The organism is Lysinibacillus sp. NPDC093216 (genome assembly GCF_050280325.1).
In the GTDB taxonomy this organism is placed as follows: Bacteria; Bacillota; Bacilli; order Bacillales_A; family Planococcaceae; genus Lysinibacillus.
This window is the reverse complement of record NZ_JBNNVB010000004.1, coordinates 1-20358: the sequence shown is the minus strand read 5'-3', so window position 1 is coordinate 20358 and position 20358 is coordinate 1. Positions and strand designations below refer to the sequence as shown.

General features: G+C 36.6%; 18 protein-coding genes. 16 read left to right on the top strand and 2 right to left on the bottom strand.

Annotated elements, in window-relative coordinates; all coding sequences use genetic code 11:
• Positions 1-199 precede the first annotated feature (199 nt).
• Together lepA and ACQKOG_RS06265 are read left to right on the top strand one after the other, a co-directional pair.
• The gene (gene lepA, locus ACQKOG_RS06270) at positions 200-2026 is read left to right on the top strand and encodes a translation elongation factor 4 (RefSeq protein ID WP_370079501.1); all 1827 of its coding nucleotides are present in this window, start codon (positions 200-202) and stop codon (positions 2024-2026) included.
• Between the two features lie 660 nt (positions 2027-2686).
• Complete coding sequence (locus tag ACQKOG_RS06265) at positions 2687-3463, top strand: CsxC family protein (RefSeq protein ID WP_370079500.1); 777 nt, start codon at positions 2687-2689, stop codon at positions 3461-3463.
• 573 nt (positions 3464-4036) lie between these two features.
• Here ACQKOG_RS06265 and ACQKOG_RS06260 read toward each other — a convergent pair.
• Positions 4037-4204: a hypothetical protein gene (locus tag ACQKOG_RS06260; RefSeq protein WP_427445658.1), complete on the bottom strand. Its 168-nt coding sequence runs from the start codon at positions 4202-4204 to the stop codon at positions 4037-4039.
• Positions 4205-4320: 116 nt separating this feature from the next.
• Entirely contained in the window at positions 4321-5226 is a 906-nt protein-coding gene (locus ACQKOG_RS06255) for a LysR family transcriptional regulator (RefSeq protein WP_370079498.1), read from the bottom strand.
• Between the two features lie 131 nt (positions 5227-5357).
• Here ACQKOG_RS06255 and hpaI point away from each other — a divergent pair, with 131 nt between their 5' ends.
• The 14 genes from hpaI (at position 5358) to ACQKOG_RS06185 (ending at position 20243) form a co-directional block, all read left to right on the top strand.
• Entirely contained in the window at positions 5358-6284 is a 927-nt protein-coding gene (gene hpaI, locus ACQKOG_RS06250) for a 2,4-dihydroxyhept-2-ene-1,7-dioic acid aldolase (protein WP_427445655.1), read from the top strand.
• A 70-nt stretch (positions 6285-6354) separates the two neighbouring features.
• Positions 6355-7872: a 5-carboxymethyl-2-hydroxymuconate semialdehyde dehydrogenase gene (gene hpaE, locus ACQKOG_RS06245; RefSeq protein ID WP_370079496.1), complete on the top strand. Its 1518-nt coding sequence runs from the start codon at positions 6355-6357 to the stop codon at positions 7870-7872.
• A gap of 27 nt (positions 7873-7899) precedes the next feature.
• Complete coding sequence (gene hpaB, locus ACQKOG_RS06240) at positions 7900-9372, top strand: 4-hydroxyphenylacetate 3-monooxygenase, oxygenase component (protein ID WP_427445652.1); 1473 nt, start codon at positions 7900-7902, stop codon at positions 9370-9372.
• Between the two features lie 26 nt (positions 9373-9398).
• Positions 9399-10382 carry a 3,4-dihydroxyphenylacetate 2,3-dioxygenase gene (hpaD, locus tag ACQKOG_RS06235; protein ID WP_402870382.1) on the top strand — a complete coding sequence of 328 codons (984 nt, stop codon included), beginning with the start codon at positions 9399-9401 and terminating at the stop codon, positions 10380-10382.
• A gap of 23 nt (positions 10383-10405) precedes the next feature.
• Complete coding sequence (locus ACQKOG_RS06230) at positions 10406-10879, top strand: flavin reductase family protein (RefSeq protein WP_370079493.1); 474 nt, start codon at positions 10406-10408, stop codon at positions 10877-10879.
• 21 nt (positions 10880-10900) lie between these two features.
• Entirely contained in the window at positions 10901-11797 is an 897-nt protein-coding gene (locus ACQKOG_RS06225; RefSeq protein ID WP_427445647.1) for a cytidyltransferase, read from the top strand.
• Positions 11798-11830: 33 nt separating this feature from the next.
• The gene (locus ACQKOG_RS06220) at positions 11831-13273 is read left to right on the top strand and encodes an aldehyde dehydrogenase family protein (RefSeq protein ID WP_370079491.1); all 1443 of its coding nucleotides are present in this window, start codon (positions 11831-11833) and stop codon (positions 13271-13273) included.
• Between the two features lie 63 nt (positions 13274-13336).
• Positions 13337-13690, top strand: coding sequence for a DUF485 domain-containing protein (locus tag ACQKOG_RS06215; RefSeq protein WP_370079490.1), 354 nt, complete (start codon positions 13337-13339; stop codon positions 13688-13690).
• Positions 13691-13694: 4 nt separating this feature from the next.
• Positions 13695-15251, top strand: a complete 1557-nt coding sequence (locus ACQKOG_RS06210) for a solute symporter family protein (RefSeq protein WP_402870385.1) — start codon at positions 13695-13697, stop codon at positions 15249-15251.
• 75 nt (positions 15252-15326) lie between these two features.
• Positions 15327-16085, top strand: coding sequence for a fumarylacetoacetate hydrolase family protein (locus tag ACQKOG_RS06205; protein ID WP_370079488.1), 759 nt, complete (start codon positions 15327-15329; stop codon positions 16083-16085).
• A gap of 34 nt (positions 16086-16119) precedes the next feature.
• Positions 16120-16908 carry a fumarylacetoacetate hydrolase family protein gene (locus ACQKOG_RS06200; protein ID WP_427445643.1) on the top strand — a complete coding sequence of 263 codons (789 nt, stop codon included), beginning with the start codon at positions 16120-16122 and terminating at the stop codon, positions 16906-16908.
• A 13-nt stretch (positions 16909-16921) separates the two neighbouring features.
• Positions 16922-17308 carry a 5-carboxymethyl-2-hydroxymuconate Delta-isomerase gene (locus ACQKOG_RS06195; protein ID WP_370079486.1) on the top strand — a complete coding sequence of 129 codons (387 nt, stop codon included), beginning with the start codon at positions 16922-16924 and terminating at the stop codon, positions 17306-17308.
• A gap of 170 nt (positions 17309-17478) precedes the next feature.
• Entirely contained in the window at positions 17479-18972 is a 1494-nt protein-coding gene (locus ACQKOG_RS06190) for an aldehyde dehydrogenase family protein (RefSeq protein ID WP_402870393.1), read from the top strand.
• 461 nt (positions 18973-19433) lie between these two features.
• Positions 19434-20243 carry a helix-turn-helix domain-containing protein gene (locus ACQKOG_RS06185; RefSeq protein ID WP_402870396.1) on the top strand — a complete coding sequence of 270 codons (810 nt, stop codon included), beginning with the start codon at positions 19434-19436 and terminating at the stop codon, positions 20241-20243.
• The last annotated feature ends 115 nt before the right edge of the window (positions 20244-20358 follow it).

Sequence of the window (20358 nt, the reverse complement as noted above, 5' to 3'; positions counted from 1 at the left end):
CCTGTACACACGCTCGCCATATTTTTATTAGCCCCATTTAGCCCCAAATCCATGCATTTATATGCCTTATCTTGCAAAATCTAAAAACCGTAAAAACACTTATAAGTATTGATGTAATAGGCTTTTGAGTCTAGTTGTTGTTGTACTTTGCATATCTTTCATAGTATAATTCATTATAGTTTAATTAGGAGTGGAAAAGATGAACCGAGAAGCACGTTTAAAAAGACAAGAGAATATACGAAATTTCTCTATTATTGCACATATTGACCACGGGAAATCAACGCTTGCTGACCGTATTTTAGAGCAAACGAAATCTTTAACATCTCGTGAAATGAAGGCACAGCTCCTGGACTCAATGGATTTAGAGCGTGAGCGAGGCATTACGATTAAATTAAATGCAGTCCAATTAAAGTATGAAGCGAAAGATGGTGAAGTGTATACATTCCATTTAATCGACACACCGGGACACGTCGATTTCACATACGAAGTATCACGTAGTTTAGCCGCTTGTGAGGGTGCAATTTTAGTTGTCGATGCAGCACAAGGTATTGAAGCACAAACACTAGCAAATGTATACTTAGCGCTTGATAACGACCTAGAAATTTTACCTGTTATCAATAAAATTGATTTACCAGCAGCGGATCCGGAACGTGTACGTCAAGAAGTTGAAGACGTAATTGGGTTAGATGCTTCTGAAGCGGTTTTAGCTTCTGCTAAAGCCGGTATCGGGATTGAAGATATTTTAGAACAAATTGTAGAGAAAGTGCCTGCACCAACTGGTGACCCGGATGCACCATTACAAGCCCTTATTTTTGACTCTGTTTACGATGCTTACAAAGGTGTTATTATTTCCATTCGAATCATGAATGGTACAGTAAAACCTGGCGATAAAATTCGTATGATGGCTACTGGAGCAGAATTTGAAGTTATCGAAGTTGGTATACACACACCGAAAGTTGTAGCACAAGATGAATTAACAGTCGGTGACGTAGGTTATTTAACAGCGTCTATTAAAAATGTAGGTGATACTCGTGTGGGGGATACAGTTACATTTGCGAATCGCCCAGCAGATGGGCCATTAGCAGGTTATCGTCGTTTAAATCCAATGGTATACTGCGGATTATATCCAATCGATACTGCGAAATATAATGACTTACGTGAAGCGTTAGAAAAGTTAGAACTTAATGACTCTGCACTTCAATATGAGCCAGAGACATCACAAGCACTAGGATTTGGTTTCCGTTGTGGCTTCTTGGGGCTTTTACACATGGAAATCATTCAAGAGCGTATTGAGCGTGAGTTTAACATTGATCTAATCACAACAGCGCCTTCTGTAATTTACAATGTTCAAATGACGGATGGATCTATAGTAAAGGTTGACAACCCTTCATTTATGCCGGATCCTCAAAAGATTGATCGAGTGGAAGAACCATATGTAAAAGCTACAATTATGGTACCAAACGATTATGTAGGAGCTGTTATGGAACTTTGTCAATTAAAGCGCGGTAATTTTATGACAATGGATTATATTGATACGACACGCGTCAGCATTGTTTATGAAATGCCGTTATCAGAAATCGTTTATGATTTCTTTGATTATTTAAAGTCGAATACGAAGGGCTATGCTTCATTTGACTATGAACTCATTGGTTATCAGACTTCAAAACTAGTGAAGATGGATATCTTATTAAATGGTGAGCAAGTCGATGCACTAAGCTTTATCGTACACCGTGACTTTGCATACGAGCGTGGCAAAGTAATCGTTGAAAAATTGAAAGAATTAATTCCACGTCAACAATTTGAAGTGCCAATTCAAGCAGCTGTTGGCCAAAAAATTGTGGCACGTTCAACAATTAAAGCTATGCGTAAAAACGTATTAGCGAAATGTTACGGTGGGGATATTTCTCGTAAACGAAAACTTCTTGATAAACAAAAAGAAGGTAAAAAACGTATGAAACAAGTAGGTTCAGTCGAAGTACCACAAGAAGCATTCATGGCTGTTCTGAAGATGGATGATTCGAAGTAATGTTGATATAACAACGTTTATAAGGATTTTAATTGTGTGTTTTTATATTAGTATGGTGGAGGTTGCCACCGATTTGCCACCGCATTAAAATTGTGCCAGCAATTTATAAATCTTTTGCGATGGAATTAAAAATATCGACAGCATCTCTTGCCATCTTTTGAGTTAAATGGACATAGCGGTCTTCAGTAGTTGCTGACCTGCTATGTCCCAATCTTTTTTATACAGTTTTAACAGATGTACCATTCTCTATTAATGTCGTTGTATGTGTGTGACGCAATGAGTGATAGTTAAAACTAATATTTAATTTTTCTAGTATTATATTTGATGACACTTGGCGTACAATGTTCTCCATTTTCTTTTTTTAGGTCAACATATTCCTCCAGCCATAAAATTTTCATACACTAAAATCTTTCTTCGTAATATTGCTTCTACTTTTGACTATTATTTTCTTGAAATTCTCCAGTTGAAATAGGTAACTAAACAATTAAAACTAGGTGCTAAAAATGGTGAGTATCTAGCATTTTAATATTCATCCTAAAAATCCCTTTTTAAAAATCAGAAAAAACTAGTATACACGTCTATACATAGAATTAATCGCTACATATTCTAGCAATATAGAGAGCGCTCTCTAATACTAAAAAAATGAAAAGAGGGAATTTTTTGAGTGATCAATTAGATATTCAAGTTAATCAAGTCGAACCTTGTCCAGTAACATCAACAGAACAGATACCATTAACTACTGCTACTACTCCAGTAGTCGCTACACCGTTAGTGACTCCAACTATTAAAGTTCCAGTTGTACTTGCAGAACCAACACTTCAAATTGCTGTGGAGTCTGATATTACGCTTAGTCCTGCAGCAACAGAAATCAAAAGAGTGAAAAAAAATGTATTCCTAAATCAAGTGAAACTAGTACCGGTTGCTTTTGCGCGTATTGCTGGCACTGACTTTTTTGCGGTAACAAGAGCTAAATTATTTGTAGCTGGAAATATTCGCAAAAATATAGAATATGCTTCAGCAGCATGTAACGGGGCACTCCAAGATAGAATTGCCGATGTTCCGTTTTCAGGTTTTACAGACCTTACTTTCCCACAAACACTTGGAGGCCCTACTCCGATTTTAGGAATTTCCGAGTTTGCGGAAGCGAACTTCCTTAATGAAACTACGCAAATGGATGCTCGATTGGATAAAGCATTCTTCCAAAATCTAGTTAAATACAATGAACAACCATTTGGCGAGTTAGTAGCTGCAAACTTCTTTGAACTTGACTTTTCACCGGTTATGGCAGCACCAGAAGGCACTTTCGACACATTACGTGAAAAAATCGTGTTAGAGCTTACTGTAAAAGTACTGCAAGTTCAACAAATTCGCCTTGGAGCTGGAACTAGTGTTATAACTCCTGTTCTTACAGGGCTTACTCCTCCAGTTAGTCCTTGATAATCTCTAGTTTTTAGAGGAGCAGAACAAAAAAAACGCAGTTCACTGCAACAAAATTTAATCGAAAAAACAACCTTGTAATCAAATATTTGAGTTGGCAGTTGAAAGTGCGGCAGAATCTGATTTTCAACTGCCTTTTTGCATTTAATAACCAAAATGTATTTGACGGTGTGTTATTAGGGGAAGGCTAGAGGGTTGTAAACGGGCATTTATCAACAGTTCCCGAAAAATATTTTGTACAAATTAAATCTAAAGAAAGCACAATAAAGATTTATTCATCAATTCTTAGAACAATCGATTTAAAAGCCTTACATAGATGTTAACAAGACTGTTTACATTGATAGAGATATAAAGACCACTCCAGTGTGTGACGGATGGTCTTATTTTTGCACATCATATCACCACCATATGTAGAAAATAAGGCGATAAAAGCATGAATAAAATTAAATAAAAAACAACCGAAAAATCCTTATGTAGTAAAGGATTGTCGGTTAAATAGAAATATAAAAAGATAAACTTGACTATACATTTCCATAGTCTAAAATATTCTTTTTCATTTTCATCTGTAAATTTTTATTTTTTATTTATTAGTTGCTGTTCAATTTCTACTACCATTTCATCAAAATTTATATGTTTCCATTCAAGCCCGCATAATTCTCCGACCCGAACACCACAATGAAGACCAATATAAAAAGGTAAATAAAATGGATGATCTTCATTTATTCTCTCATTCTTAGTCATGAATTTTCTTTCGATGAATTTTTTAATCATCCCTCGTAGTTTTGCAATCTTTATCTTTTAATAACTCGACATAATGCATTGGATTACAACACATATGATTTATAGAATCATTTGAGTCATTCTACTTGTAAATTATTTAAATTGTATTCCCTCTTAAAAGTTTCGATAAATTTAATAGCACTTTTTGAAAGGTAACGGTCCTTCAACCAGATAACGGCGGAATCTGATTGGATACTAAGTTCTTCGAGCTCCAATATTTTCAGGCCATTCATAGAAAATGAACTTAAGACAGATATTGGAAGTAAGGAAGCACCGACACCTTCTCTAACTAGGGACATAATCATATCAGCGTCTGAACATTGACAGACAATATTTGGTTCATAGTGATATTTTCTACAAGCTTCTATAACCAGTTCGTATTGACCAACACCCTTAAAACGTTGTAGCAACATTAGTGGCATACTTGAAAGTTCATCTAGTTTTAATGTATTTTCATAATTCCACGTCTCGGGGATAACGGCTACAAAATGGTCCGGAGGTAATGGCAGTGAGGATAAGTCATCTGATTCTGATTCTAAAGGTAACCTGACTATAGCAACCTCAATATGCCTATTTCTTAAATCTTGTAATAATCGATAGGTATCCCCTTCGTATAAACGAAATGTAACGTTTGAATACTTTTCTCGGAAAAAACGAATGCGTTCAGGTAAGTGAGAAAAGCATGTTTTTACAGATCCAATTGATAAGGTACCCTTAAGTCCTTCTCCTACTTCTTTCACTTCCATAATTGTTTCATCAATCTGACTTAACAGATTGGTAGCTCTCTTATACAAAACTTTTCCTGCTGCTGTTAGTTCTATATTCTTTCCATTGCGTACTACCAAAAGAGTACTAAGTTCTTCCTCCAGCGCTTTTAGCTGTTGACTAAGAGGGGGTTGGGCCATATGCAATTTTTTTGCTGCTCGAGTGATTTGGCCTTCTTCAACAATAGTGGCAAAGTATCGCAATTGTCTTATATCCATGAAATTCCTCCTTAGAAGTATATTTATTTTGTATGCATCACGAATATTTTAAATATTTTAAATATTTTATACTTAATGATACATTAATCTTGTAAACGATTCCATAAAAAGGTATAGAGGGAGAAGATAAAATGTCTAGAATTCGAAAAGCTAAAGAAAGTTTAAAAGGTTCAATTGCACCAGTTATTACACCATTCAAAGAAGATGAAAGCTTAGATTTACAGACATTTAAAAGTTTAATTAACTGGCAAATAGAAAGTGGGAGCCATGGTATTTCGGTAACCGGTACATCTGGGGAACCTAGTTCTCTAACGATCGAAGAGAGAGAGCTTGTGATGGAAACAGCAATTAAAACGATTAACGGACGAGTTCCATTTGTTCCAGCAACGGGATCAGTTAATCATAATGAAGCACTTCGGCTAACAAAGGCTGCTCAAGAAATGGGAGCAGATGCTGCGATGGTCATTGTTCCATACTATAACAAGCCTTCCCAGCAAGCATTATATAAACACTATAAAACTATTGCCGATGCCGTGGATATTCCAATTATTATATATAACATCCCTGGAAGAACGGGTGTAAATATGGAAGTAACAACAATGGCTCGACTTGTTGAAGATTGCCCGAACATTATTGGTGCCAAAGAGTCAAATAAAGATTTTGAACATGTCAATCGGGTGCTATTAAATTGTGGGAGAGATTTTAGTCTATTCTCGGGAATTGAACTTCTTTGCTACCCAATGTTAACAATCGGTGGAAAAGGTTCTATTAGCGCCACAGCAAACGTTGCACCAGCAAAAGTAGCAGAAATGCACAATGCTTGGGAGGAAGGCGACGCTGAAAAAGCTTTAAATCTTCATTATGAATTGATGACATTAAATGATGTGTTATTCAAAGAAACTAACCCTGGACCAGTAAAAGCAGCTCTGGGCATGATGGGTAAAATTACGCCAGTTTTACGCAAGCCAATGGATTTACCATCTGAGGCACTTCAAAATGAAATTCGTGAAGTTTTAAATCAATACGGCATTTTATCAAATGAGAGTGTAACTAAATAATAATTCAAAATCTAAAAAATTCTCTTACTCCTCGTTACAGGAGTAAGAGAAGAGTGAGGAGTGTAATAACATGCAAGTTCAAGTAACTGAGACTCAAAAAAATCACGAACACAAGCAAGTAGAAAATGTAAAACTCTATATTAATGGACAGTTTGTCGACAGTGAATCAAGTGCTACTTTTGAAAATAAAAATCCATTTACCAATGAAATAAACAACTATATCGCTGAGGGACGTGAAGCGGATATAAATCAAGCTGTTCTTTCAGCAAAAGAAGCGTTCGAGAATGGTCCGTGGGGCAAGATGAAATTGAAAGAAAGAATGAAATATATTAATAGAATTGCAGATATCATCGATGAGGAGATTGAAGAAATTGCTTTCTTAGAATCATTAGATACAGGTCTGCCAATTAGCCAAACAAGAAATCAAACCGCACGTGCTGCAGAAAATTTCCGTTTCTACGCACGAATGGTTGAGACAAAATTGCATGGTGAATCTTACCCAATGGATGATGAATTCATTAATTATACAGTTTATAAACCATTAGGAGTTATAGGGTTAATTACTCCATGGAATGCCCCATTCATGTTAGAGACTTGGAAAGTAGCGCCTGCATTAGCGACTGGAAATACTGTTGTGCTAAAACCAGCTGAACTTTCACCATTGACTGCAAATAAGTTAGCTGAAATTATTCATAAAGCTCAAGTTCCGGATGGAGTTTTTAATGTCGTTCATGGTTTTGGAGAAACTGCAGGGGCTGCTCTTGTTGCTCACCCAAATGTGAAAGCGATTTCATTTACAGGTGAAACGACTACAGGTTCCACTATTATTAAAAACTCTGCGGATACTTTAAAGAAAACATCGATGGAGCTTGGTGGGAAATCACCTTTAATTGTATTTGATGATGCAGATCTTGAACGAGCTCTAGATGCAGCAATATGGGGGATTTTCTCTTTTAATGGGGAACGTTGCACATCCAATTCTCGAGTATTCTTGCATAAAAATATTAAAGATCAATTTGTTGAAAAATTAAAAGCACGTGTCGCTAACATTAAAATCGGTGACCCAATGGATTCATCAACTCAGCTTGGTCCGCTAATTGAAAAAGATCACTACAACAAAGTAAAAAAATATATAGAAATCGCTAAACAAGAAGGTTGTGAAGTAATTCAGGGAGTGGTTCCGGAGAAGGTAAAGGCAGGTAATTTTGTACCACCGACACTTTTATTAAATGCAAGAAATGACATGAGAGTATGTCAGGAAGAAATCTTTGGTCCCGTTATGGCCGTAATCGAATTTGAAACAGATGAAGAAGTACTTCATATGGCAAATGACGTATCTTACGGACTAGCTGGTTTTGTATGGACAAAAGATTTAAAACGAGCACATCGTATGGCGGATGCTATTGAAGCAGGTATGCTTTGGATTAACGCTCAAAACGTACGAGATCTTCGAATTCCATTTGGCGGTACGAAAGATAGTGGAATTGGAAGAGAGGGTGGTCATTACGCAATTTTTGAATTCTATACAGAACCAAAGGTAATCCATGTTGCTATAGGTGATCATCATATTCCGCAATTTGGGAAGTAAAAACTATTTTTTAAGGGGGACACAATAATGCCAGCAAAAACAGGAAAGCAATATATTGAAAGAGTTGATAATGCACAGGCAAATATATGGATTGATGGCAAACGAGTAGAAGGGAAGATTTCTGAACATTCAGCTTTTAAAGGGGTTATGAAGACTCAGGCAGAACTTTACGATTTGCAACATGATCCAGACAAAAAGGATTACATGACATATGTATCTCCAACAACTGGTGAACGGGTAGGTACATCTTTTATTCAGCCAAAAACAAAAGAAGATTTGGTGACACGTCGCAAAATGATGCAAGAATGGGCGAAATATAATGGTGGCATGATGGGACGTTCCCCTGATTACATTAATGTCGGGATGATGGCGTATGGTTCAGCTTCAGAAATGTTTGGAAAACAGGACTCCATCTATGCCGAAAACATGACCAACTACTACGAGTATTGTCGTGAAAATGATTTATCTTTAACACATACGTTGATTCAGCCTCAAGTCAATAGGGGAGTAAATTCAGCACAGCTTCCAGATCCGTTTATTGCAGCACGGATTAAAGAGAAAACATCTGAAGGGGTCGTTATTAAAGGGGCAAGATTACTTGCTACTCAAGGTGGTATTACCGATGAAATCATGGTATTCCCATCTACTTTGTTAAAACAATCAGCTGAAGAAAATCCATATGCATTTGCATTTTCTATTCCTAATAACACACCGGGCTTAAAATTTATTTGTCGAGAATCTTTTGATTATGGTAAGTCTCATTTCGACCATCCGCTAGGATCTCGCTTTGAAGAAATGGATACCATTGTTGTGTTTGATGATGTTGTCGTTCCGTGGAATCGAGTCTTTGCCCTTGGTGATGTTAATGTGTGCAACCAGGCCTACAATGAAAGTAATGCAGTTGTTCATATGACGCATCAAGTTGTATCAAAAAATATTGCGAAGACAGAGTTTGTACTTGGTATTCTTCAATTAATGGCAGAGACAATTAATATTGGCCAATACCAACATATACAGGAGAAAATCTCTGAGGTAATTATTGCACTTGAAACGATGAAAGCATATGTCGTTGCTGCCGAAGCAAATGCAAAAGTGGATAGATGGGGAATTATGACACCAGAGTTTGCACCGTTAAATGTAGCACGTCATTACTTCCCAAAAATTTACCCTCGCTTTACAGAAATTATGCAACTAGTGGGTGCAAGTGGCTTAATGGCGATTCCATCAGAATCAGACTTCAATTCTGATATTCGTCCGGATCTTGATAAGTATTTACAATCAGCCACTGGGGATGCTTATAATCGTGTGAAACTTTATCGTTTGGCATGGGATGTATGTATAAGTTCATTCGGTTCTCGACAAACACTTTATGAGCGCTTCTTCTTTGGTGATCCAATTAGAATGGCAAGTACGCTTTATAACGGATATGACAAACAGGAATATGTTGATCGTGTAAAAGAATTTTTGGATCGATCAGAAGAGTTTGCTAAAAATAGCTAATTAAACGACTAAGGGAGATGAGGAGTATGGATTTCAATATCATTCGTATTGCCAGAACGGTTATTAATGTGAAGGATTTAGACCGTTCAAAAGATTTTTATGTAAAAGCGCTCGGCATGATTGAAACGGAAACAAAGGACGACTGTGTTTATTTGAGAGGGCTTGAAGAACACACACACCACAGCTTGGTTCTTAAAAAGTCTGATAAGTTAGGGGTACATGCACTCGGTTACAAAGTAGCAAAAGAAGAAGATCTTGACCGTCTGGCCGAATTATTTCAATTAAAAGGCTTAAAAACAAAGTGGCTTAAGGAAGGAACTCAGCATGCTCTTGGGCGTGCACTGCATGTACATGATATTTCAGGGATGCCTCTTGAATTTTTCTGTAAGATTGAAAAAGCAGAGCGCTTACTTCAGCGCTACGACTTATACAGCGGTGCCCGAATTCAGCGGATTGACCACGTAAACTGTGCTGTACCGGATGTAGAAAAAGCTTACAACTTCTTTATCAACGAGCTAGGTTTTGCATGTTCTGAATATACAACTATAGAAGATGGTAATATCTGGGCTGCGTGGCTCCACCGCAAACAGACCGTGCATGATCAAGCCTTTATGAACGGAGATGGTCCGCGTCTTCATCACTTTGCTTACTGGCTACCGGATCCACTTGCGCTAATTCACTGCTGCGATGTTTTAGCTTCTCTTGGTTATTCAGAGAACATTGAAAGAGGTCCAGCTCGCCACGGCTTATCCAATGCGTTCTTCTTGTATTTAAGAGATCCAGATGGATACCGCATTGAGCTGTATAACGGAGATTACTTAACAAGTGACAATGACTTCGAGCCAATTCGATGGGATTTAAATGACCCACGTCGTCAAACATTATGGGGGGCAAAAGCACCGGACAGCTGGTTTAATGAAACGTCTCCGTTTTTAGATATTGAAACCAATGAACAAATTCAATCGACGGCACCAAACCTTGCACAGCGCAAACCAGAATTAGTTATTTAAATAAAAAGAATGGAGGAATTTCAATGGATGATCGTACATTTCGAGATGCCATGGGTAAATTTGCAACCGGTGTAACAGTTATTACAACGGACATTGATGGAGAGCCTCATGGCATGACAGCAAATGCCTTCATGTCAGTGTCGTTAAACCCGCAACTCGTACTAATATCGATTAAAGAAAATGCAAAAATGCTGGATAAAATTAACCGCTCCGGTAAATTTGCAGTGAATATTTTATCGGAAGACCAGCAAGAAGTTTCTATGTTATTCGCCGGCCAGATCAAAGAAAAGCGTGAACCAGAATTTGACCGACTAAATGAAATGTCGGTAGTAAAGGATGCGCTGGCGAATATTACATGCAATGTATATGGAAAGCAAGTAGCTGGTGACCATACGCTGTTCCTTGGAGAAGTAGAAGATATTGTCCTTCGTGAAGGAAATCCTCTGACATTCTTTGCAGGGAAATATGGCCAGCTCGCTGCACCGCAGTTAACTTAACATATAAGGAGAGGGCCAACGATGGAGACAATTTATATCAAAAGTTCAATTGATAAATCAAAGTTCACTGAATTAGAAGCTTGTGTTTTGGCCCTTGGTTTTTTTGATGGAGTTCACATCGGTCATCAAAGAATTCTTGAAACAGCAAAACAAATTGCTGTGCAAAAACAATGCGCCTTTGGTGTTATGACGTTTTATCCGCACCCAAAAGATATACTCTTTCCTCATATGGAGCCAATGACTTATTTAACTCCGCTTCCTTTGAAAGAAGATCGATTTGAAAAGCTGGGTGTTGAGAAGTTATTTGTTGTTGAGTTTAGCCCTGAGTTTGCCCGTCTTTCTCCTATCGATTTTGTTGAACAATACATTATTGAACTTGGCTGTGTACATGTTGTAGCAGGCTTTGATTATCATTATGGCTATAAAGGACTCGGTAATATGAAAACGTTATCAGAGTATAATCCCGGAAGTTTGGAAGTAACGACTGTCTCAAAGATCCAACATTGTGATGAAAAAATTAGTTCAACAGCAATCCGAAAATTGCTTGATGAAGGTCATGTGCAAAAGATTCCTATGTACCTTGGCGATTTTTATGAAATTAATGGAGAAGTGAATCAAAGTTCTCTTTTTTACAAAAAACATCAGTTTCTTAAATTAATAGTAAAAAAGAGATACCGAATGCCTAAACCTGGTATTTACCATATTCAAGTTGAAATAGATGGTAAAAATTATGATGGAACCTGCCACCAAATATCTATAAATGAGCAACACTCTTCACTACTAATACAATTAAAAGATTGTTCTGTAAACCCATACAAGAAGCGGATTAAGGTAAGGTGGCTAGATTATAAATATGGCAAGCAAAATGAGTCATATGGAATGAATGAATACATGAAAAAAGATGAGCTAGTGATCTAATTAATAGTTGGTTATAACAGAAAGGAGTAGAATATGAATTTAAAAGTGCAAGCAAGAAAGAAAAATTTATACATTGATGGTCAATGGCAAGAAGCCACTGAACATGCATCTCTAACATCTCCATACTCTGGAGATGTTATTGCATATATTCCTAAGGCTAATGAAAAAGAAGTGAATGAGGCGATTGAAGCTGCAGTTCGTGCAAAAACAGTAATGGCGAAAATGCCAGCTCACGAACGTGCAGCTATTTTGGAACGTTTGGTAGCTTTGTTTGAGAAGCGTTTAGATGAAGCTGCAGAAATTATCGCTTTAGAAGCAGCGAAACCAATTGCTACTGCAATCGATGAAGTGAAACGAACAATACAAACGTATAAGTTTGCAGCTGAAGAAGCAAAGCGAATTCATGGAGAAACGCTTCCATTGGATGCTGCACCAGGTGGAGAAAAACGAGTAGCATATACGGTGCGTGAACCTATTGGGGTTATTGGAGCGATTACTCCATTTAATTTCCCGATGAATTTAGTTGCCCATAAAGTAGGTCCTGCCATTGCCGCAGGAAATACAATTGTATTAAAACCGGCAAGTCAAACTCCACTATCTTCCTTCTTTTTAGCCGAGTTGTTACAGGAGGCTGGTTTACCTAATGGAGCTTTTAATGTTATTACTGGAAGCGGAAGAGTCGTGGGGGATAAAATCGTGACCGATGGTAGAATTGCAGCTATTACATTTACGGGAAGTCCAGCTGTTGGGATTGGTATTCGAAACAAAGCAGGACTGAAGCGCGTGACATTAGAACTGGGTTCAAATGCAGCCGTTATTATTGATAAAGGGATCGATATTGATTCAATTATTAATCGTTGTGTGAAGGGAGCCTTTTCTTTCCAAGGTCAAGTATGTATATCATTACAACGAATTTATATTCATGAAAGTTTGTACGAAACATTTGTACAAAAATTCGTTGAAGCAACTCAACAACTCAAAATTGGTGACCCTTTAGATCCAAGTACGGATGTTTCAGCGCTTATTTCAAAAGGAGATGTGGAACGTACTTTAGACTGGATTCATGAGGCGAAACAACATGGAGCAGAAGTAGCAACTGGGGGAATCGCAAAAGGGAATATTCTATTGCCAACGGTAATATTAAATGCAGAGTCTTCTTTAAAAGTTTCGTGTCAAGAAGTGTTTGCTCCAATTGTGATCATCAATAAAGTTCAAGCAGTAGAAGAAGCAATTGAGCAAGTAAATGATTCGCGATATGGTCTCCAAGCGGGAATATACACGGATAATGTTCATACAGCGTTAACTGCAGCTGAAAATCTTCATGTTGGAGGCGTAATGATTAATGACATTCCAACGTTTCGTGTAGATCACATGCCTTATGGGGGTGTGAAGGAAAGTGGAGTTGGAAGAGAAGGAATAAAATATGCTGTAGAGGAAATGACAGAGCTAAAACTAGTGGTTTTTAATAGAAATTAAAAATCGAAGAATTAGAAGCATTTAAGTACCCTATTAAATTATTAGGAAAGAGGTGCTATCAATTTGGAGCTAGTAAAAGAACAGAGTAGTGTAAAAAAAGACATCGAACAACAAGACAACAAACAAATAGATTATGACAAAATTTCCGCTTCGGAGGATTTTAAACAACTACTTTTATATAAGAAAAAGTTTATTATTCCATACACAATTTTTTATTTGGCTTATTCACTAGCTTTACCATTCCTAGCCTTGTTTACAAATCTATTAAACGTCCAAGTAATAGGAGACATTACGTTGGCGTGGATTTACGGTATTTCAATTATCTTTATGTCATTTGGGGTATGCAGTGTTTATGTAAAGAAGGCTGCTGAATTTGACGAAAAGGTAAAGCAAATCATAGTAAAAGAGGGGCTGTAGACATATGGGATGGGATATTATTCTTCTTTTTATACTCATGTCAATAGGGGTACTTTTCATTACGTACTATGCTTCAAAAAAAACAAAAACGGCAGGTTCTTTTTATACAGCTGGAGGTGGTCTGACTGCTAGGCAAAATGGTCTTGCTTTAGCTGGAGACTTTATGTCTGCATCTACCTTTTTAGGGTTAATTGGAGCCTTTTCTTTAACGGGATATGACGGATTTTTCCTCATGTACGGTGCCCTTGTTTCTTTTCTTGTCATTTTATTTTTAGTTGCAGAACCATTAAGGAATCTTGGAAAATATACGCTAGGTGATATGATTACTGCGCGATTTAAGTTTAAACAAGTACGAGGTGTAACTGCCTTCAATACAATAATCATCTCAGTTTTTTATATGCTCGCACAGCTTGTTGCTGCAGGAGCTTTATTCAAATTATTATTAGGTATTCCGTATAATATTTCAGTCCTTATTGTTGGTGTTGCTATGTTAGCTTTTGTTTTGTTTGGAGGAATGACCGCAACAAGCTGGGTTCAAATTATTAAAGCCGTTCTTTTAGTAGGTGGAACCTTTATTATGTTTGTAATGGTTATGTGGAAATTTAATTTTAATTTTATTGGCATTTTTACTGATATGAAAACAGCCACTCCTTTTGGAATGGATTTCTTAAATCCTGGTTTAAAATATAAAAACGGATGGGATGCAGCTTCTTTAACACTTGGGCTCATTCTTGGGACAGCGGGTCTACCCCATGTATTAGTTCGCTTTTTAACTGTACCTAATGCTCAGGTTGCCAGAAAGTCAGTTGTTTGGCTTATGTGGATTATGGGGCTATTCCATATTATGGTCATTTTCCTTGGGCTTGGAGCAGCAAAACTAGTTGGGACTTCGAATATTATAGAGGCTAACCCAGCAGGGAATATGGCAGCGCCATTATTAGCAAAGTTTATTGGTGGAGATTTTATGTTTGCTTTCATTTCTGCGGTTTCTTTTGCTACTATTCTCGCAGTTGTTGCTGGAATTGTAGTTACAGGAGCAACAGCATTTTCCCATGACTTTTATAACGAAATTTTAAAAGACGGGAAAGCAACCGAAAAACAGCAAATGTTTATGGTACGTCTTGCATCGATTGTCATCACTGCTAGTGCCGTTGCCTTATCACTATTTCTTCAAAATTTTAATGTTGCCTTTTTATCATCACTCGCTCTAACATTAGCAGCGAGTTCGAATTTACCAGTTATTTTATTAACTATTTTTTGGAGAAAATTCAACAAAACTGGAGCAATCTTTGGGATGCTTATAGGATTAATTAGCACGATTGGTCTGGTTATGTTAAGTCCAAATGTTTGGAATCCACAACCAGGTGTAGCCTTATTTACTGGTAATCCTATTTTCCCTCTTGCATCACCAGGAATTCTTTCAATACCGTTAGGTTTCTTAGGCTGCTATATTGGTACATTTATAGGAGCCCGTAAGTCAAAAAATGTAGAGGATAATTTTTCGGAAATTATCGTTAAGTCAAATATAGGTAATGATGTTAAAGGTGTAGTTAATCATTAGTAATAGTTTTGCAAGGTCAATAATATTAAGTAATTATCAGAAGAATTTACGAGTTTATGAGAGGAGTGAATAGTTATGAGTAAGGCAATTATTAAATTTAGTGAAACCCTTCACACAAAAGAAGTGGAGGTAGATCCTCAAAGCAATACAATTATTCTCGGTGATAGAAATTTAACCGTAGAACAGTCCTCTTTAGAGGCGCCAATTTCGGGTACAGTATATGGGGCTTTATTAAATTATAGTGGCGAGATTAAGGCATTAGGTTCATCTTTAACAAAAGAACCTTATAAACAGCCTCCCAAAGCGCCTGTCTTATATATAAAACCGGTGAACACCATTACTGGATTTAAATCTTCAATTCCATTACCCGAGGATACATCTCATCTGCAAGTAGGTGCCTCATTAGGCATTGTCATAGGGAAAAATGCTACTCGTGTAACAGAAGAAAAAGCTTTAGATCATGTATTAGGATACACCATTGTAAATGATGTGAGTATTCCACATGAGAATTTTTATCGACCAGCTATTAAACAAAAAGCAAGAGATAACTTTTGCCCTGTAGGTCCATGGATTATTGAACGCGATGCAATCTCTGACCCTAATAAGTTGACGATTACTGTATTCGTTAACGATGAATTAAAACAAAAGAATACAACGGCCAATTTAATTCGTCCTGTATCGCAATTGATTTCTGAAATTTCGGAATTCATGACGCTGTATGAGGGAGATGTTTTACTGGTTGGGGTACCTGAAAATCCCCCGCTTGTGAAAGAGGGAGATCGAGTACGGATTGCAATCGATGGAATCGGTTATTTGGAAAATACAGTTAAATGAAAATCTCATTGTTTTGTAAAGGAGCGCGATTATTATGAAACATGCACGTGTAGTATTTCAGGATGTCATTCATCACGCAATTGAAACAAATGATGGTCACCTGAAACTAGATAATGGACAAATTGTTTCTGAGGAGGAAGTGGTCTGGCTACCGCCTGTCCAACCTAGAACTATTTTTGCTTTAGGACTAAATTATGCAGATCATGCAAAGGAACTTGCTTTTCAAGCACCAACAGAACCTTTAGTTTTTCTAAAAGGTCCTAATACTTTGATTGGTCATCGAGGTCAGACTTACCGACCGGCTGAGGCTACCAATATGCATTATGAATGTGAACTTGCAGTTGTCATTGGTCGTTCCGGGACAAACATTAACCGAGAAGATGCTTATGATTATGTAGCAGGATATACCGTTGCAAATGACTATGCCATCCGTGATTATTTAGAAAACTATTATCGTCCAAACTTAAAAGTAAAGAATAGAGATACTTGTACACCAATCGGTCCATGGCTAGTCGATGCAAAAGATGTTGAAGATCCTATGCATCTTACATTGCGTACTTATGTAAATGGAAAAGTGACTCAGGAAGGCACAACGAAAGATATGATTTTTAGTATTCCGCAATTAATTGAGTATTTAAGTAGTTTTATGACATTAAATAAAAACGACATTATCCTTACTGGTACGCCTGAGGGCTTAGTTGATACAAAGGAAGGAGATGAAGTCATTACTGAAATTGAAGGAGTGGGACGACTAGTAAATACCATTATTAGCGAAAAACATTTCTTAAAAACTAAAAGTGATAACGCTATTTTTAGTCAGTGAAAGGGATGAAAACATGCCGCATTTTATTGTTGAGTATACCGATAATATAAAGAAAGAAACAGACATTCCGAATTTGCTTAAAAAAGTGAATGATGTTTTGATTAGCCGTAGTAATCTTTTTCCGACTGGAGGAATTCGATCAAGAGCAGTTGAACTTCAAGATTACCGAGTAGCAGATGGAGCAGAAGATGATGCATTTGTTCATGCTATATTAAAAATTGGGGCGGGAAGATCGGCTGAAAATAAGAAAGAAACTTGTGACGAATTATTCGAAGTAATGAAGGATCATTTTGCTGATCTATTTACTAGACGATACCTGGCATTATCTATGGAATTGATTGAATTCAGTGAGGAAGGTACTTACAAGTATAACAATATTCATACACGTTTTAAAAAGTAAGAAGGCGTGTAAGTCGTTCATTCCTATTCTTTTATTTTTTTGCTTCTCTTAGCAATTATCATCCTGATAAGTATAGTTCCGCTTTTTACAATAAAAAACAATTAATACCGCTTACAATTTAGGTTACATCGCGTTAAGTATAGATTTTCATTTCAGGAAGGGGACTTTAAATGACAAAGAATCAGGCTTTAGATGTGAACTGCATTGAATGGGCAAGTAAAATAAACAAAAGTTATATTGGCGGTCAATGGGTAGAGGGTGGTAGTAAAAGAACTTATTCAATAAAGGATCCATATGATCAGTCAACTATTACATCTGTAGAATTAGCGAATGTAGAGCAAATAAAAGACGCATATCACAAAGCAAAAGTAGCTCAAAAGGAATGGGCTAAATCTACTCCAGAACAAAGAAGAGAGGTTTTAACGAAAGCATTAGACTATTTAGAGAAAAATAAAGAGCATATTTTGGAATTAATTACACGGGAAACAGGTGGAACACTACTTAAAGCTCATATTGAGTTTGGCTTTGGGGTTAGTGACATAAAAGATTCTATTAATATGGTTGATGAAATATACAGACCCCAAAATTATGCATCTACTACACCAGGAAAGGTTAGCCGTGTATATCGATTGCCTTTAGGTGTAATTACGTCCATCACACCTTTTAACTTTCCATTTAACATGGCAACAAGAACAATTTTCCCGGCCATTGCTCTCGGGAACAGTGTTGTTCATAAACCAGATCTCCAAGTTGGAATAGTTGGTGGACAAGTTTTTGCAAAGGCTTTCGAAGAAGCAGGACTTCCTGCTGGAGTGTTTAATTCAATTTTAACCGATCTTCAAGAATCAGAAGATGAATTCCTGTTAAATAAGAATTCTTCGTTTATCAGTTTTACAGGATCAACTGCAGTAGGAAAACATATTAATAAGGTAACAGGCGGAACATTAAAACAAATGGCATTAGAACTTGGAGGCAATAATCCTTTAGTAGTTTTAGGAGATGCCGACGTTGAACAAGCTGTGAGAGCCGCCATCTTCGGGAAATTTTTGCATAGTGGCCAAATCTGTGCGATTACAAACCGAATTATTGTTCATAGAGATATTTATGATGAATTTGTTGCTAGATACGTAGAAAAAGTAAAGGGATTAACAGTAGGAGACCCCAAGGACCCTAACACAATTATTGGACCTGTTATAAATGAAAAACAAGCTGATAAAATCATGGATTTAGTTAATAAAGCAAAGGAAAGTGGATTAAAAGTTGCCGTAGAAGGTGACCTTACAGGGAATGTTATTTCTCCATTTGTATTTGTTGATGTACCTAATGATTCAAGTCTTGCATCTTGTGAAATCTTCGGTCCTGTTGCACAAATTATTCCGGCTGAAAGTGATGAAGAGGCCATTCGTTTTGCTAATGACACGGAATATGGACTATCCTCTGCCATTATAACTAGTGACTTAGAAAGAGGGGAAAGATTAGCCCTTGAGATCGAATCTGGTACAACACATATAAATGATATGCCTGCAGTGCTAGAAGGAAATGTTCCATTTGGTGGAGTGAAACAAAGTGGAATTGGGCGATTTGGATATGAATGGATTGTAGATGAGTTTACTGTTACGAAATGGGTATCCGTACAGACAAGTAAATTAGATTATCCGTTTTAGGATTGCAGCGAAGTTCAAATTACTTACAGCTCGATACTATTAAGAGGATATTAATAGATTTGAAGATATTTCTCAATAAAGCATTGAACCGTTGTTAGAAAAGCCTGTAACCTTGAGTGACAAGGGATACAGGCTTTTAACTTACTATGAATGGGAAAGCGCTCTTTATAGCTGTTTTAAAGTCTGCCCGCTATTCGTAACTCGTCTACTTTTTCGAAGAATTTACCATCTTCATCAAATAAAAGGAACACTGAGGGGAGATAATTAATTATCTAAATTTTCCAAAAATTTTATTGATTATTTTTCCTTTTTTTATTACACTTATTTTACGAACATTCGTAAACAACATTAGCAACTTTCAAACCGTTGATTTAGCTGTTATTCGATTAACCGAGGAAATTATCACATATTAAACATCGATTTGTAAGCGTTTACTAATTTGTATTAAAGGTGGTATAAAGTTGATTAATCCTTTAAATTCCAAAATAATTAGTTACTTGCCGTCTCAGCCTGACTTTGAATTTCAGACAGATTACTATACTGAACAAAAAGTTAGAATTAAACCAAATCAACCATCTATTCTGTTTTACCAATTTAAAATGGGAGGGGTCAGTAATCAAATTTCTGTTATCCCGGATGGGTGTATCGATATTCTCATTAATTGTGATCAGCATTACGGTAATATTTGTGGAAGCGTTACTAAAAGTAGAGAGATTAACCTTCTCCCAAACAGTACATACTTTGGGTTTCGTTTTCTGCCATGTCTAGATATTAAGAAAATAAAATTCGGTATAAAAGACCTTACAGATAAAGAAGTTTCCTTAAATGAAATGTTTCCTGTAAATACGAATATTTTAGAAAGGGTAGTAACCTACGATAGTTTTACGGAGAGAGTCAATGAAATATTGGGAAGTCAAATTTTTGAGATTGATAAATCATCAAAACTAATAAAACAAGCATTATATAATATATACGCGACAAGAGGTAATATTACCATAGCTCAACTTGCAGAAGAAGTAGGATATTCAACTAGATATTTAAGAAAACAATTTGAAGATCATATTGGAATTTCCCCAAAATTATTTAGCCAAATAGTAAGATTTCAATCATCACTAAATATGCTTCTGAGGACAACCCACTCTACGTTAAATGATGTTATTTATGAGAATGGTTATTATGACCAAGCCCATTTGATTCATGAGTTTCGGAATTTTGGATGCATGACACCTTATCAATTAACTGGGCAAAAAAGTTGCCTGAAAACCAGCTAAATAATGTTTGTATAACTCAAGAGGCTGGGACAAAACCCATCTCTAAACTAAAAAGCCGGCGAAATTTTACGATCAGTAAAATTTCACCGGCTTTCAATTTTTTTCATAAAAAATA

Coding starts and splice junctions, on each gene's coding strand:
- lepA (WP_370079501.1), top strand. CDS start 200: ATGAACCGAGAAGCACGTTTAAAAAGACAAGAGAATATACGAAATTTC.
- hpaI (WP_427445655.1), top strand. CDS start 5,358: ATGTCTAGAATTCGAAAAGCTAAAGAAAGTTTAAAAGGTTCAATTGCA.
- ACQKOG_RS06225 (WP_427445647.1), top strand. CDS start 10,901: ATGGAGACAATTTATATCAAAAGTTCAATTGATAAATCAAAGTTCACT.
- ACQKOG_RS06190 (WP_402870393.1), top strand. CDS start 17,479: ATGACAAAGAATCAGGCTTTAGATGTGAACTGCATTGAATGGGCAAGT.
- ACQKOG_RS06210 (WP_402870385.1), top strand. CDS start 13,695: ATGGGATGGGATATTATTCTTCTTTTTATACTCATGTCAATAGGGGTA.
- ACQKOG_RS06200 (WP_427445643.1), top strand. CDS start 16,120: ATGAAACATGCACGTGTAGTATTTCAGGATGTCATTCATCACGCAATT.
- hpaB (WP_427445652.1), top strand. CDS start 7,900: ATGCCAGCAAAAACAGGAAAGCAATATATTGAAAGAGTTGATAATGCA.
- ACQKOG_RS06220 (WP_370079491.1), top strand. CDS start 11,831: ATGAATTTAAAAGTGCAAGCAAGAAAGAAAAATTTATACATTGATGGT.
- hpaE (WP_370079496.1), top strand. CDS start 6,355: ATGCAAGTTCAAGTAACTGAGACTCAAAAAAATCACGAACACAAGCAA.
- ACQKOG_RS06205 (WP_370079488.1), top strand. CDS start 15,327: ATGAGTAAGGCAATTATTAAATTTAGTGAAACCCTTCACACAAAAGAA.
- ACQKOG_RS06260 (WP_427445658.1), bottom strand. CDS start 4,204: ATGACTAAGAATGAGAGAATAAATGAAGATCATCCATTTTATTTACCT.
- ACQKOG_RS06195 (WP_370079486.1), top strand. CDS start 16,922: ATGCCGCATTTTATTGTTGAGTATACCGATAATATAAAGAAAGAAACA.
- hpaD (WP_402870382.1), top strand. CDS start 9,399: ATGGATTTCAATATCATTCGTATTGCCAGAACGGTTATTAATGTGAAG.
- ACQKOG_RS06255 (WP_370079498.1), bottom strand. CDS start 5,226: ATGGATATAAGACAATTGCGATACTTTGCCACTATTGTTGAAGAAGGC.
- ACQKOG_RS06230 (WP_370079493.1), top strand. CDS start 10,406: ATGGATGATCGTACATTTCGAGATGCCATGGGTAAATTTGCAACCGGT.